We start from the raw sequence: 12412 nt of genomic DNA, 5'->3' as shown, positions 1-12412 counted from the left end.
CCGCCTGTAGGGGCTCAAGATTTGGGTCCCATCCTTCCGCATGGCGGAGACCCGGCCCATGACCGTCCAGACCGACACCCTCGCCCTGGCCGCCGACCTGGCCCGCGACAACCCGGTCCGCTATCCGAACGAGAGCGCCGAATACCGCGTCGCGCGCACCGCCTTGTTGGCGCAAGAGATCGAGCTGCGGCGCCAGATCGAACGCGTCGCCGCCCAGCGTCGCGCCCTGCCGCCCGGCGGACCGGTGACTGGCGACTACCGGTTCCAGACCGAGGACGGCGCTTGCGACATCGCCGGCCTGTTCGGCGACAAGCAAACCCTCGGTCTCTACAGCTACATGTTCGGGCCCGAGCGCGAGCGCCCCTGCCCCATGTGCACCAACCTGCTGGGGGCCTGGGAGGGCAACGCCCTCGACATCGATCAGCGCATGTCGCTGGTGGTGATCGCCCGCTCACCCATTGAGAAGCTGGTCGCGTGGAAGCGCGAGCGGGGCTGGAAGAACCTGCGGATGGCGACGGACCTGACCGGGGGCTACAGCCGCGACTATTTCGGGATCCTGCCGGATGGGTCCGAGATCCCCTCCTTCAACATCTTCACCCGCCGCGACGGCTCGATCCGCCATTTCTGGTCCGGCGAGATGACCGGCCAGACCGCCGACCCCGGCCAGGACCCCCGCGGCGCGCCCGACCTGCCGCCCATGTGGGCCGTGCTCGACACCACGCCGGAAGGGCGCGGGACGGACTGGTATCCAAAGTTGAGCTACTGACATCGCATGATGTATTGCACTTCGCACTACGCGCGCTAGTATCGAGGGACGACGGAGCCCGCCATGCCCACGCCCCTCTCCATGCGCCTGCCTGAGGCCGATATTGCGATCATCGACCGCGCCGCCGAGCTGCGGGGACGCTCCCGCACCGACTTTGTGCGAGAGGCCGCCGTGCGCGCCGCCGAGGAGGTCCTGATGACCGAATCGGCCATCCGCATGTCCACCGACCAGTTCGAGGCCTTCAAGAGCGCCATCGCCGGCCCCGGCATGGCCGTGCCGGAACTGGTCGAGGCCCTGACCCGCCAGGCGCCCTGGGACAAGGCTTGAGCCTCTCCGCCCCGGAGCTTCTCGGCCCGGCGCACGATCTGTCCGCCTTCGACAGCGGCAAGCCGGCCCTGGACGATTGGCTTCGCACCCGGGCGCTCTCCAACCAGGAGAAGGGCTTCTCGGTGGTGATGGTCGTCCATGAGGCGGGTCGCGTTGTTGGCTATTACGGCCTCGCGCCGACCGCCGTGGAGCCTGCTCTCGTTCCCCGCAAGGTCCGCACAGGCCAACCACCGAACCCGATCCCCTGCCTGCTGATCGGCCAATTGGCCACCGACAGGGCTTATGCCGGCTCAGGCATCGGGACGTCGCTGCTGGCCCACGCCCTGCGACGCTGCCTGGCCGGCGCCGCACTGACCGGCGGCCGCGCCGTGCTGGTCAACGCCATAGACGAGGAGGCTCGCGCCTTCTGGACGCGGCGGGGCTTCCTGGCCTCGCCGTCCGATCCCTACCGGCTGTTCCGGTCGATGGCGGATGTCCGGGCGTCGGTGATAGCGGCCGACGCCTAGCCCGGCCTAAATCCCCAGCTTGCTCTTCAGCAGTTGGTTGATCACGCCCGGATTGGCCTTGCCGCCGGTGGCCTTCATGACCTGGCCGACGAACCAGCCGATGGCCTGGGGCTTCTCGGCGACCGAGGCCGCCTGGCCGGGATTGGCGGCGATCAGGTCGTCGATGATCTTCTCCAGGGCGCCGGTGTCGGAGACCTGTTGCAGGCCGGCCTTCTCGACGATGGCGCGCGGCGCGCCCTCGCCTGCCCACATGCGCTCGAAGACGTCCTTGGCGATCTTGGAGGAGATGACCCCCTCCTCGATCAGGGCGACCAGCTCGGCGATCTCGGACGGCGCGATCGGGCTGACCGAGATGTCGAGATTGCCCGCCGTCAGCTTGGCGGCCAGTTCGTTGGTCACCCAGTTGGCGGTGAGCTTGGCGTCACGGCCCTTGGCGGCGACCTCGAAGAAGTCGGCCCGGGCCTGATCGATGATCAGCACGCCTGCGTCATAGGCCGTCAGGCCATACTGGGTCTGCAGCCGCGCCTTCTTGGCGTCCGGCAGTTCCGGCAGGCTCGCCTCGATGCGCTTCACCCAGGCCGGGTCCAGCACCAGGGGCAGGAGGTCCGGGTCTGGGAAGTAGCGGTAGTCGTGCGCCTCTTCCTTGGAGCGCATGGAGCGGGTCTCGCCCTTCACGGAATCGAACAGGCGGGTCTCCTGGTCGATCTTGCCGCCGTCCTCGAGGATCTCGATCTGGCGGCGGGCCTCGTACTCAATGGCCTGCTGGATGAACCGATAGGAGTTCACGTTCTTGATCTCGCAGCGGGTGCCCAGGTGGCCGAAGTCACCGGTCTCCCGGAACTTGTCGTAGGACCCTGGGCGGCAGACCGAGACGTTCACGTCGGCGCGCAGATTGCCCTTCTCCATGTCGCCGTCGCAGGTGCCCAGATAGACCAGGATGGTGCGCAGCTTCTTCACATAGGCCGCCGCCTCTTCCGAGCAGCGCATATCGGGGCGCGAGACGATCTCCATCAGCGCCGTGCCGGCCCGGTTGTAGTCCATGTAGGTGGCGTTGGGGTCCTGGTCGTGCAGGCTCTTGCCGGCGTCCTGCTCCAGGTGCAGCCGCTCGATGCGCACGGTGAAGGTCGAGCCGTCGTCGCGCTCGACGATGACCTCGCCCTCGCCGACGATCGGGTCCTTGAACTGGCTGATCTGATAGCCCTGCGGCAGATCGGGATAGAAGTAGTTCTTGCGGTCGAACAGGCTCTTCAGATTGATCTGGGCCTTCAGGCCCAGGCCGGTCTTCACCGCCTGTTCCACGCAGTGCTTGTTGATCACCGGCAGCATGCCGGGCATGGCGACGTCCACCAGGCTGACCTGCATGTTCGGTCCGGCGCCAAAGCCCACGGCGGCGCCGGAGAACAGCTTGGCGTTCGAGGCGACCTGGGCGTGCACCTCCAGGCCCAGAACCACTTCCCACAGGCCGGTGCGGCCTTCGATCAACTTGGACGTATCAGTCATGGGCTCTTCCTAGCGCCGCCCGCGTCGTGGGGAAAGCCGCCAGCCAAACAAGCCTTGCCAGGAAAGCGATTTTCACGCTTCCTTCCGCCCGCGAAAACTCGCGTCGGGAAGGAAACCCTCCATGAAAAAGACTCTTGCCGCCGGCCTCGTCGGCCTGACCCTGTCGTTCGGCGCCCTGGCCGCTGCTCCTGCTTTCGCCCAAGGCGGCCCCTCGGTCGATTCGACCCCGATCGCCGACCTGGCCGCCAAGCCGGAAACCAAGGCGATCCTCGACAAGGACGTTCCCGGCCTGACCGCTCACCCGGCCTTCGACCAGTTCAAGGGCATGACGCTCAAGGCTCTGCAGCCGATGTCCGGCGGTCAACTGACCGACGACCAGATCGCCGCCGTCCAGGCCGACCTCGACAAGCTGCCGAAGTAAGACAAGCTAACCGCTTGCTTGCCCTCTCCCCGCTCGCGGGGAGAGGGTTTAGAAGCTCACCACCACTTCGCGGGCTTGGCCTTGAAGTCCGCAGCCTTCTCAATCGCGCCGCCAAGCGAGAATAGCGTGCCCTCGTCCAGAGCGCGGCCGATCAGCTGCAGGCCGAGCGGCAGGCCGTTGACGTCGACGCCGGCGGGGATGCTCATCCCCGGCAGGCCCGCCAGGTTCACCGTCACCGTAAAGATGTCGTTCAGGTACATGGCGACCGGATCATCGGCGTTCTCGCCCAGGCCGAAGGCGGCCGAGGGCGCGGTGGGGGTCAGAAGCGCATCGACCTTCTGGAAGGCCTGGTCGAAGTCGTCGGCGATACGGCGACGGACCTTCAGCGCCTTGACGTAGTAGGCGTCATAATAGCCATGGCTCAGCACATAGGTGCCGATCAGGATGCGGCGCTTGACCTCGGCCCCGAAGCCGGCGGCCCGCGTCTTCTCATAGGTCTCGGTCAGGTTCGCGCCCTCGACCCGCAGGCCGAAGCGCATGCCGTCATAGCGGGCGAGGTTCGACGACGCCTCGGCCGGGGCCACGATGTAATAGGCCGGCAGGGCGTATTTGGTGTGCGGCAGGGAGACCTCGACGATCTCGCAGCCGGCCTCCTTCAGCCAGGCGATCCCCTTTTGCCACAGGGCCTCGATCTCAGGCGGCATGTTGTCGACCCGGTATTCCTTGGGAATGCCGATCTTCAAGCCCTTGACCGACTTGCCGACGAAGCTCGGATAGTCCGGGACCGCGATGTCCAGGCTGGTGGAATCCTTGGGGTCATGCCCCGACATGGACTTCAGCAGGATCGCGGCGTCCTCGACCGTCTTGGCGATCGGCCCGGCCTGATCCAGCGACGAGGCGAAGGCGACCACGCCCCAGCGCGAGCAGCGGCCATAGGTCGGCTTGATCCCCACCGTGCCGGTGAAGGCGGCGGGCTGACGGATGGAACCGCCGGTGTCGGTGGCCGTGGCGCCCAGGCACAGGTCCGCCGCCACCGAGGCGGCCGAACCGCCGGACGAGCCGCCCGGGGTCAGCTGCTGGTTGCCGCCGGCCTTGCGCCAGGGATTGATCACAGGGCCAAAGGCCGAGGTCTCGTTGGACGAGCCCATGGCGAACTGGTCGAGGTTCAGCTTGCCCAGCATCACCGCCCCGTCGCGCCACAGCTGCGAGGTCACGGTCGACTCATAGGTCGGCACGAAATTGCCCAGGATGTCCGAGCAGGCCGTGGTGCGCACGCCCTCGGTGCAGAACAGATCCTTGATGCCCAGCGGCGCGCCTTCCAGCGGACCGGCTTCCCCAGCGGCCAGCCGGCGGTCGGCGGCGGCGGCCATCTCCAGCGCCTTTTCCGGGGTCTCCAGCACGAAGGCGTTCAAGGGCCGCGCGGCCTCGACCGCCTCCACATGGGCGCGGGTCAGCTCCACGGACGAGAACGACTTGTCGGCCAGGCCCTTGAGCGCGGCCTTGAGGGTCAGCGACGTGAGGGCGCTCATTATTCCACCACCTTCGGCACGACGAAGAAGCCGCCGATGGACTTGGGCGCGTTGGACAGCACCTTGGCGGCGTCCCCGCCTTCGGTGACCACGTCCTCGCGCAGCGGCAAGGCCACGGCCACGGCCGAGGTCATGGGCTCGACCCCGTCGGTGTCCACCTCCGCCAGCTGCTCGATCCAGGCCATGATCCCGGAGAGCTCCTGGGCGAGCGATTCCAGCTTTTCTTCCGGCTCGGCGATACGCGCCAGCCGGGCGACCTTGCGGACGGTCGCCGCGTCGATGGCCATGGGGCCCTCCTGTTCGTTGCGCAGGGGTTAGCCGCGCGGGGGCCGGTTTGACAAGTGATGCGTGGGTTTGGCGAGCGTTCCCGGCCACCCGGGCGTCAAACTGCGCTCAACCCGACACGTCAAGGTGCGCGGACAGAGCCCTAGGCCACGGCGGAAGCTGAACCCGCCTGCGCCGCTTCAGCCGCATCCAGAGCCGCTTCCATGGCTTCGAACAGCTTGCCGGCCTCGATCGGTTTGGCGATCACATCGCTCATCCCGACCTCGCGATATTCGGCGACCTGATGGGACATGACATTGGCGGTGACCGCCAGGATGGGGATGGGGGCGCGGCTTTGGCCGGCCTCGGCGCGGCGGATCGCAACCGTGGCCTCGACGCCGGTCATCTCCGGCATCTGGATGTCCATCAGCACCAGGTCGAAGTCACCACGCGCGAAAGCCTCCACCGCCTCGCGCCCGTTCTCGACCAGGGTCAGGTCCAGGCCCAGAGGCTCCAGCAGCGCGGTCAGGATCATCTGGTTGGTCTTGTTGTCCTCGGCGGCGAGGATGCGCAGCGGTCGGGCGTCAGCCGCCGCCTCGGGCGCGGACGCCTCCGGCGCGATCGGACGGGCCTCGGCCAGCGGTTTGGCCTCGAGCGGAACCTCGAAGGTCACCACGGTCCCCTCGCCTTCCCGGCTCTGGATCTGGATCGTCCCGCCCATCAGGCCGACGAGGTCGCGGCTGATCGACAGCCCGACTCCCACCCCGCCGGTGCGGCGGGTGGCTGACCCATCGACCTGGGCGAAGCTCTCGAACACCCAGTCCAGATAGGCGGCGGGGATGCCGACCCCGGTATCTGTCACGGCGAACACCAGGCCCGCCGCACCGCGACCGACCGCGACCTTGACCGAACCGGCAGGGGTGAATTTCACGGCGTTGGAGACGATGTTGCCCAGAATTTGGCGCAGCCTCAGGCGGTCGCCGCGCCATGGGCCGGCCACATCGGCCGCCAGTTCGATCGTCAGGCTCAGCCCCGCCTCCGCAGCGAGCGTGGCGTAGGGCGCGCAGGCCGCCTCGACCATGGTCGCCAGGTCGAAGTCCTGCAGCTCGATCTCCAGGGTCCCGGCCTCGATCTTGGAGATGTCCAGGATGCTGTTCAGCACTCCCAGCAGGGCTTCGCCGGAATCGCGGATCACATCCAGCCGCTGGCGGTGTTCAGGGTCGGTCGCCTGGCGGCTCATCACCTGGGCCATGCCGAGGATGCCGTTCAGCGGGGTGCGGATCTCGTGGCTCATATTGGAGAGGAATTCGCTCTTCGCCCGGCTGGCCAGTTCGGCCCGCTCGGTGGAAGCCTTCAGGTCCCGCTCCCGCTCGCGGATGGTCTGGGCCATGGTGTTGAAGCTGCGCTCCAGGGCCGCGATCTCATCGGTGCCCTCGACCTCGACGGAGGCGTCCTCGCCGCGTTGCAGCCGCTCGGCGGCGTCGCGCAGGGCCAGGATCGGACGGGTGACGTTCTGGGCCAGGGCCCAGCTGCCGGCGGCGATCAGGCCCAGTCCCAGCAGGCCCAGGATCAGCATGGCGCCCAGCAGCCAGTCATAGGGCTTCAGCGCCTGGGCCAGGGGATAGCTCAACAGCAGGGCCGCCTTGTCGTCGGCCATGGTCGCCAGCGGCTTGATCACCGCCACCGAAGGGCCGAGCCGCACCACGCCCTGCTGGGCCGTGGCGCTCTGACGGCCGCCTAGGAACCGCTGCACCGCCTCGCGCTCCAGCGCGGTGACGCCATTGGTGTCGGCCTTCAGGGCGCCCTGGCCGCTGACCACCAGCACGCCGGGCTGCAGAGGAATGGCGGACAACTGCCGCAGCGCGGTCATCTCGCGTTGGTCGAGACGGACGGCGAACACCACCCAGCCGGAAAGCACCGGGGTCATGATCGGCTCGGACACCGCCTCGAAGGGCGTGCCGCCCATCACGAAGACGCCCCGCGCCTCATCCTGGCTGGCGATGGCGTTCAGCACCTCGGGACCCGGGCGCAGGCCCGTGGCGCTGGAATCGGCCAGCACCTGGCCGTCGAGCCCGACCACGAAGGCCTCGTCGATCCCCAGCCGGGCGCGCAGATTGGTCAGGGCCGACTGGATGGTCGCGGCGTCCTGGGTGGCGACTGCGGCGCGGAAGCCGAAATCGTGAGCCATGACCGAGGCGCCGCTGCCCAGCTCCTGAGATCGCAGCGCCCAGATGCGGTCGAACACCAGGCCGCTGGCCGCCAGTTCGCCGCGCACGATCCGCTCGGCGTTGCGGGCGACGGCCGCATAGACCGACGAGAGGATCAGCACCAATATGGCCACGAACAGACCGACGAACAGCACGGTCAGCTTGGTGCGCAGGTGATCAAACTGCAGCGTCCGAACCCGTCGGACCGCGCCGCCGAGGCGGCCCCCCAGCGCGCGAACGACGCTCGCATCCAGGTTCAAGGGCGGAGACATGGCGACCAGACTTCCGACGGCGAGGGTTCGCCGTCACGTTGCGGACCCCTCGTCTACGTCATCTTAGGCTAAGGTCCGGTGAACGCGCGCCGCTTCGTTCCGCCGCCCACACCGGCTATGGAGCCGCATGGCCGTCATCGATCTGACCGAACTCCCCGCCCTCCTGCCGCGCTATGGCGCCCTCGTGGGGCTGGACCTTGGAGAGAAGACCATCGGGGTGGCGGTGTCCGACACCACCCGCACCGTGGCCACCCCCCTGCACACGATCCACAAGACCAAGTTCACCCCCGACGCCGAGGCGCTGTTCAAGCTGATGGACGCCCGCGAGATCGCCGGGATCGTCATCGGCCTGCCGGTCAATATGGACGGGACCGAGGGCGTGCGCTGCCAGTCCAACCGCGCCTTCGCCCGCAACCTGCTGCGCCTGCGCCCCGACCTGGTCATCGCCTTCTGGGACGAGCGGATGTCGACCATGGCGGTCAACCGCTTCCTGATCGACGAACTGGACGCCAGCCGCGCAAAGCGCGCAGAGCTGGTCGACGCGATGGCGGCCGGCTGGATCCTGCAAGGGGCGCTGGAGCGGCTGCGCGGGCTGCAGCCGCCCGCCTAATCTGTGCGCGGTTTCGTTGCTCCCCTTGGCGCCCGCACCGACTGCGCCTAAGACGCCCCTTTAATGACAACCATGCCCCCCGGTCTGAACGAGGTCCTTGGCAGGACCTTCCCGTTCCCGCGGCGACATTTCCTGTCGGTGCTCGATCTCAACCCCGTCGAAGTGGCGGGACTGCTGGATCTGGCCGACGGCTTCGTGTCGCTCAATCGCCAAACCTCGAAGAAGCTCGACCTGCTCAAGGGTCGAACTCTGATGAACCTGTTCTTCGAGAATTCCACCCGCACCCAGAGCTCCTTCGAGCTGGCCGGCAAGCGGCTGGGCGCCGACGTCGTGAACATGAGCCCGCGCTCGTCCTCGATCTCCAAGGGCGAGACCCTGATCGATACGGCCGTGACGCTCAACGCCATGCAGCCGGATCTGCTGGTCGTGCGCCACGCCTCGTCCGGCGCCGCCAGCCTGCTGTCGCAGAAGGTCACTTGCTCGGTGATCAACGCCGGCGACGGCCAGCATGAGCACCCGACCCAGGCCCTGCTCGACGCCCTGTCCATGCGTCGCGCCTTCGGCCGCATCGCCGGGCTGAAAGTGGCGATCTGCGGCGACGTGCTGCACAGCCGCGTGGCGCGCTCCAATGTCGGCCTGCTGCAGATGATGGGCGCCCAGGTGCGGCTCGTCGGGCCGCCGACCCTGATCCCGACCCAGGCCGACCGCTGGGGCGTCGAGATCTTCCACGACATGCGCAAGGGCATCGAGGGCTGCGACGTGGTCATGATGCTGCGCCTGCAGCTGGAGCGGATGGACGGGGTCATGGCGCCGTCGCAGCGGGAATATTTCCGCTTCTTCGGCCTCGACCGCGAGAAGCTGGCCCACGCCGCCCCGCACGTCCGGGTCATGCACCCCGGCCCGATGAATCGCGGCGTCGAGATCGATTCCGACGTGGCCGACGATCTCTCCGTCTCGCTGATCCAGGATCAGGTGGAGATGGGGGTCGCCGCCCGCATGGCCGTGCTGTTGGTGCTGGCTGCGCGCCTGGAAAACGACTGATGCGCAGCCTCTGCGTCTTCTGCGGTTCAAGCCCAGGCGCCGATCCCGGCTACGCCCGGGCGGCCGTCGCCACCGGCAAGTCGGTCGCCCAGCGGGGCATGACGCTGGTCTATGGCGGCGCCAAGGTCGGGCTGATGGGTCTGGTCGCCGACGCGGCGCTGGAAGCCGGCGGCGAGGTGATCGGCGTCCTGCCCAGGGCCCTGGAGCGCAAGGAGATCGCCCACACCGGCCTGACCCGGCTGGAGGTCGTGGAGTCCATGCACGCCCGCAAGGCCCGCATGGCCGAGCTGTCCGACGGCTTCATCGCCCTGCCCGGCGGGGCCGGCACCCTGGAGGAGATCTTCGAGATCTGGACCTGGGGCCAGCTGGGCTTCCACGCCAAGCCGGTCGGCTTCCTGAACATCGCCGGCTATTACGACGCCCTCGCCGGCTTCCTTGACCACGCCGTGGCCCAGGCCTTCGTCAAGCCGGTGCATCGCCAGATGCTGACCTTCAACGACCACCCCGACACCCTGATCGACGCCTTGGCCGCCTATGAGGCGCCCGCCGTCGAGAAGTGGATCGAACGGTTCGAGCTCTGAAATCATGACCCGCCCCACAGCCTTCATCAACGCCCGCCTGGTCGACCCGGCCAGCGGCTGGGACGGTCCCGGCGCCCTGATGGTGCGGGACGGCAGGATCGCCGAGGTCGTCCGGGGCGGTGACCTTGGCGCCCTCTCCGCCGATATCGAGGTCGTCGACGCCCGGGGCGCCATGCTGGCCCCCGGCCTGATCGACCTCAAGGTCCGCACAGGCGAGCCCGGGGCGGAGACCAAGGAGACGCTCAAATCGGCGGGCCTGGCGGCCGCGGCCGGCGGGGTGACCTCCATCGTCCTGCAGCCGGACACCAATCCGGTGATCGACGAGGCGTCGGTCGTCGACTTCATCCTGCGTCGCACCCGCGACATCGAGCTGGTCCACGTCTATCCGGCCGGCGCCGCCACCAAGGGCGCCAAGGGCGAGCGCATGGCCGAGATCGGCCTGATGCGGGAAGCCGGCTGCGTCTTCGTCACTGACGCCGACCGCCCGATCGTCAATTCCAAGGTCCTGCAGCGCGTCCTGGCCTACGCCAAGAGCTTCGACACCCTGGTCGCCCACCGTCCGGCCGATCCCTGGCTGTCGGCCGGCGCGGCCGCCACCGCCGGCGAACTGGCCGGCCGCCTGGGACTGCCGTCGGTTCCCGCCATCGCCGAACAGATCATGCTGGAGCGCGACATGGCCCTGGTGGAGCTCACCGGCGCCCGCTTCCTGGTCGACCAGGTGACCACCGCCGCAGCGCTGGAAACCCTGGCGCGGGCCAAGGCCAAGGGCCTGCCGGTCACCGCCACCACCTCGATCAACCACCTGTCGTTCAACGAGATCGACATCGGCGACTATCGCACCTTCCTGAAGTTCGACCCGCCGGTGCGGGACGAGGACGACCGCCAGGCGGTGATCGAGGCCCTGGCCTCGGGGCTGATCGACATCGTGGTCTCGGCCCACTGCCCCGCCCCCGCGGAGGACAAGCGCCTGCCGTATGACGAGGCCGCCCCGGGCGCCGTGGGTCTGGAAACCCTGCTGCCCGCCCTGCTCGCCTTCCACCATGACGGCCGCATCCCGCTGATCGACCTGATGCGGGCGGTGACCGTCAATCCCGCCGACCTGCTGGGCCTGGCCGCCGGCCGCCTGGCCAAGGGCGCGCCGGCCGACCTGGTGCTCTGCGACCTGAACGCCCCGATCCTGATCGACGCCGCGAAGCTGCGCTCGAAGTCGAAGAATTCACCCTTCGACGGTCGGCGCCTGCAGGGCGAGGTCAAGATGACCCTTGTCGATGGGCGCGTGGTCTATCGCGCCTAGGCGAGTTGCCTTTTTGTTCTCACCCTGTTAGCGAGGTTCAGCCGCCTGGGTGACGCGCGCGCGCTTCACCGCTAGGACTCGACCTCAAACCTTGGGGGGAAGACCATGCCTGTTGAGCTCAGCCCGCTGCTGATCGCCTGCGCCGTGATCGGCGGATATCTGCTGGGATCCATTCCGTTCGGGGTGATCGCCACGCGGATGGGCGGTGCGGGCGATGTCAGGGCTATCGGCTCCGGCAGCATCGGGGCGACCAATGTCCTGCGCACCGGCCGCAAGGACCTGGCCCTGATCACCCTGCTGGGCGACGGCGGCAAGGGCGCGGTGGCGGTGTTGATCGCCTGGCTCGCCACCCGCGACGGACCGAAGGAGGCGCAAGCCCTCCTGACCTCGCTGGCGGCCGGCGCGGCCTTCCTCGGCCACCTGTTCCCCGTCTGGCTGAAGTTCAAGGGCGGCAAAGGGGTGGCGACCTTCTTCGGGACCCTGCTGGCGGCCGCCTGGCCCGTGGGGATGGCCGCAGGCGCCACCTGGCTGATCGTGGCCTTCCTGTTCCGCATCTCTTCCCTGGCCGGTCTGGCGGCGGCGGCCCTGGCCCCGATCTTCGCGGCCTTCGTCTTCGACCGCCCCCTGCCCGTCACCTGGCTTTGCCTGTTCATGGCGGTCCTGATCTACATCCGCCACGAGGCCAACATCCGCCGCCTGCTCAAGGGCGAGGAGCCGAAGATCGGCGCCAAGAAGGACGCGCCGCCTGAGGAAGCCCCAGCCCCGTGACACGAGACCTGACCGACGCCGCCCGGCGCGACTGGCTCCGGCTGGCGCGCACCGAGAATGTCGGTCCAGTGACTTTCGACCAGCTGATCGGTCGCTATGGCGAGGCCTCCATCGCGCTCGCCGCCCTGCCCGACCTGGCCCGACGCGGCGGACGGGTCTCGCCGCTCGGCGTACCGAGCCTGTCCGAAATCGAGGCGGAGCTTGAACGCGGCGCACGGCTCGGCGCGCGACTGATCGCCGCGTGCGAGCCCGATTTCCCCGCCAGCCTGGCCGCCCTTGATCCCCCGCCGCCGGTGATCTGGGCCTGGGGCGACACCGACCTGCTG

General features: G+C 68.5%; 13 protein-coding genes and 1 pseudogene. 10 read left to right on the top strand and 4 right to left on the bottom strand.

Features of this window, described 5'->3' with window-relative positions:
- Positions 1-58 precede the first annotated feature (58 nt).
- The 3 genes from Q7P21_RS14910 (at position 59) to Q7P21_RS14900 (ending at position 1599) form a co-directional block, all read left to right on the top strand.
- Positions 59-766 carry a DUF899 family protein gene (locus tag Q7P21_RS14910; RefSeq protein ID WP_304177688.1) on the top strand — a complete coding sequence of 236 codons (708 nt, stop codon included), beginning with the start codon at positions 59-61 and terminating at the stop codon, positions 764-766.
- A gap of 63 nt (positions 767-829) precedes the next feature.
- Positions 830-1093, top strand: coding sequence for a DUF1778 domain-containing protein (locus Q7P21_RS14905; RefSeq protein WP_304169795.1), 264 nt, complete (start codon positions 830-832; stop codon positions 1091-1093).
- Positions 1090-1599: a GNAT family N-acetyltransferase gene (locus Q7P21_RS14900; RefSeq protein WP_304169793.1), complete on the top strand. Its 510-nt coding sequence runs from the start codon at positions 1090-1092 to the stop codon at positions 1597-1599. The genes Q7P21_RS14905 and Q7P21_RS14900 overlap by 4 nt, the downstream gene beginning before the upstream one ends.
- A gap of 6 nt (positions 1600-1605) precedes the next feature.
- Here Q7P21_RS14900 and gatB read toward each other — a convergent pair whose 3' ends face one another.
- The gene (gene gatB / locus Q7P21_RS14895; RefSeq protein WP_304169791.1) at positions 1606-3099 is read right to left on the bottom strand and encodes an Asp-tRNA(Asn)/Glu-tRNA(Gln) amidotransferase subunit GatB; all 1494 of its coding nucleotides are present in this window, start codon (positions 3097-3099) and stop codon (positions 1606-1608) included.
- Between the two features lie 121 nt (positions 3100-3220).
- Between gatB and Q7P21_RS14890 the strand changes: the two genes are divergently transcribed.
- On the top strand, positions 3221-3520 hold the full coding sequence (locus Q7P21_RS14890) for a hypothetical protein (protein ID WP_304169788.1): 300 nt from the start codon (positions 3221-3223) through the stop codon (positions 3518-3520).
- A 56-nt stretch (positions 3521-3576) separates the two neighbouring features.
- Here Q7P21_RS14890 and gatA read toward each other — a convergent pair whose 3' ends face one another.
- The 3 genes from gatA to Q7P21_RS14875 form a co-directional block, all read right to left on the bottom strand.
- Positions 3577-5049 carry an Asp-tRNA(Asn)/Glu-tRNA(Gln) amidotransferase subunit GatA gene (gene gatA, locus Q7P21_RS14885; RefSeq protein WP_304169786.1) on the bottom strand — a complete coding sequence of 491 codons (1473 nt, stop codon included), beginning with the start codon at positions 5047-5049 and terminating at the stop codon, positions 3577-3579.
- Positions 5049-5336, bottom strand: coding sequence for an Asp-tRNA(Asn)/Glu-tRNA(Gln) amidotransferase subunit GatC (gene gatC / locus Q7P21_RS14880; RefSeq protein WP_304169784.1), 288 nt, complete (start codon positions 5334-5336; stop codon positions 5049-5051). The genes gatA and gatC overlap by 1 nt, the downstream gene beginning before the upstream one ends.
- 140 nt (positions 5337-5476) lie before the next feature.
- Positions 5477-7792, bottom strand: a complete 2316-nt coding sequence (locus Q7P21_RS14875; RefSeq protein WP_304177686.1) for an ATP-binding protein — start codon at positions 7790-7792, stop codon at positions 5477-5479.
- 127 nt (positions 7793-7919) lie between these two features.
- Here Q7P21_RS14875 and ruvX point away from each other — a divergent pair, with 127 nt between their 5' ends.
- From ruvX to Q7P21_RS14845, 6 genes and pseudogenes are all read left to right on the top strand, one after another.
- Positions 7920-8402, top strand: coding sequence for a Holliday junction resolvase RuvX (ruvX, locus tag Q7P21_RS14870; protein WP_304169780.1), 483 nt, complete (start codon positions 7920-7922; stop codon positions 8400-8402).
- A 63-nt stretch (positions 8403-8465) separates the two neighbouring features.
- A complete protein-coding gene (locus tag Q7P21_RS14865) occupies positions 8466-9443 on the top strand; it encodes an aspartate carbamoyltransferase catalytic subunit (RefSeq protein WP_304169778.1) in 978 nt (325 codons plus the stop codon).
- Positions 9443-10024: a TIGR00730 family Rossman fold protein gene (locus Q7P21_RS14860; RefSeq protein WP_304169776.1), complete on the top strand. Its 582-nt coding sequence runs from the start codon at positions 9443-9445 to the stop codon at positions 10022-10024. Before Q7P21_RS14865 ends, Q7P21_RS14860 begins: the two co-directional genes overlap by 1 nt.
- Positions 10025-10028: 4 nt before the next feature.
- A complete protein-coding gene (pyrC, locus tag Q7P21_RS14855) occupies positions 10029-11318 on the top strand; it encodes a dihydroorotase (RefSeq protein ID WP_304177684.1) in 1290 nt (429 codons plus the stop codon).
- 105 nt (positions 11319-11423) lie between these two features.
- A complete protein-coding gene (gene plsY / locus Q7P21_RS14850) occupies positions 11424-12086 on the top strand; it encodes a glycerol-3-phosphate 1-O-acyltransferase PlsY (RefSeq protein WP_304169771.1) in 663 nt (220 codons plus the stop codon).
- A pseudogene (locus tag Q7P21_RS14845) lies at positions 12083-12412 on the top strand (DNA-protecting protein DprA); the annotation flags it as partial. The gene plsY and the pseudogene Q7P21_RS14845, both read left to right, overlap by 4 nt.

The organism is Phenylobacterium aquaticum (assembly GCF_947378715.1).
In the GTDB taxonomy this organism is placed as follows: Bacteria; Pseudomonadota; Alphaproteobacteria; order Caulobacterales; family Caulobacteraceae; genus Phenylobacterium; species Phenylobacterium aquaticum_A.
Note: the sequence above shows the minus strand (reverse complement) of the source record. Positions and strands in the feature narration are given on the sequence as shown.

Excerpts from the sequence above, each read along its gene's own strand:
- Q7P21_RS14910 (WP_304177688.1), top strand. The coding sequence starts at position 59 with ATGACCGTCCAGACCGACACCCTCGCCCTGGCCGCCGACCTGGCCCGC.
- Q7P21_RS14905 (WP_304169795.1), top strand. The coding sequence starts at position 830 with ATGCCCACGCCCCTCTCCATGCGCCTGCCTGAGGCCGATATTGCGATC.
- gatB (WP_304169791.1), bottom strand. The coding sequence starts at position 3,099 with ATGACTGATACGTCCAAGTTGATCGAAGGCCGCACCGGCCTGTGGGAA.
- Q7P21_RS14890 (WP_304169788.1), top strand. The coding sequence starts at position 3,221 with ATGAAAAAGACTCTTGCCGCCGGCCTCGTCGGCCTGACCCTGTCGTTC.
- gatA (WP_304169786.1), bottom strand. The coding sequence starts at position 5,049 with ATGAGCGCCCTCACGTCGCTGACCCTCAAGGCCGCGCTCAAGGGCCTG.
- gatC (WP_304169784.1), bottom strand. The coding sequence starts at position 5,336 with ATGGCCATCGACGCGGCGACCGTCCGCAAGGTCGCCCGGCTGGCGCGT.
- Q7P21_RS14875 (WP_304177686.1), bottom strand. The coding sequence starts at position 7,792 with ATGTCTCCGCCCTTGAACCTGGATGCGAGCGTCGTTCGCGCGCTGGGG.
- ruvX (WP_304169780.1), top strand. The coding sequence starts at position 7,920 with ATGGCCGTCATCGATCTGACCGAACTCCCCGCCCTCCTGCCGCGCTAT.
- Q7P21_RS14865 (WP_304169778.1), top strand. The coding sequence starts at position 8,466 with ATGACAACCATGCCCCCCGGTCTGAACGAGGTCCTTGGCAGGACCTTC.
- Q7P21_RS14860 (WP_304169776.1), top strand. The coding sequence starts at position 9,443 with ATGCGCAGCCTCTGCGTCTTCTGCGGTTCAAGCCCAGGCGCCGATCCC.
- pyrC (WP_304177684.1), top strand. The coding sequence starts at position 10,029 with ATGACCCGCCCCACAGCCTTCATCAACGCCCGCCTGGTCGACCCGGCC.
- plsY (WP_304169771.1), top strand. The coding sequence starts at position 11,424 with ATGCCTGTTGAGCTCAGCCCGCTGCTGATCGCCTGCGCCGTGATCGGC.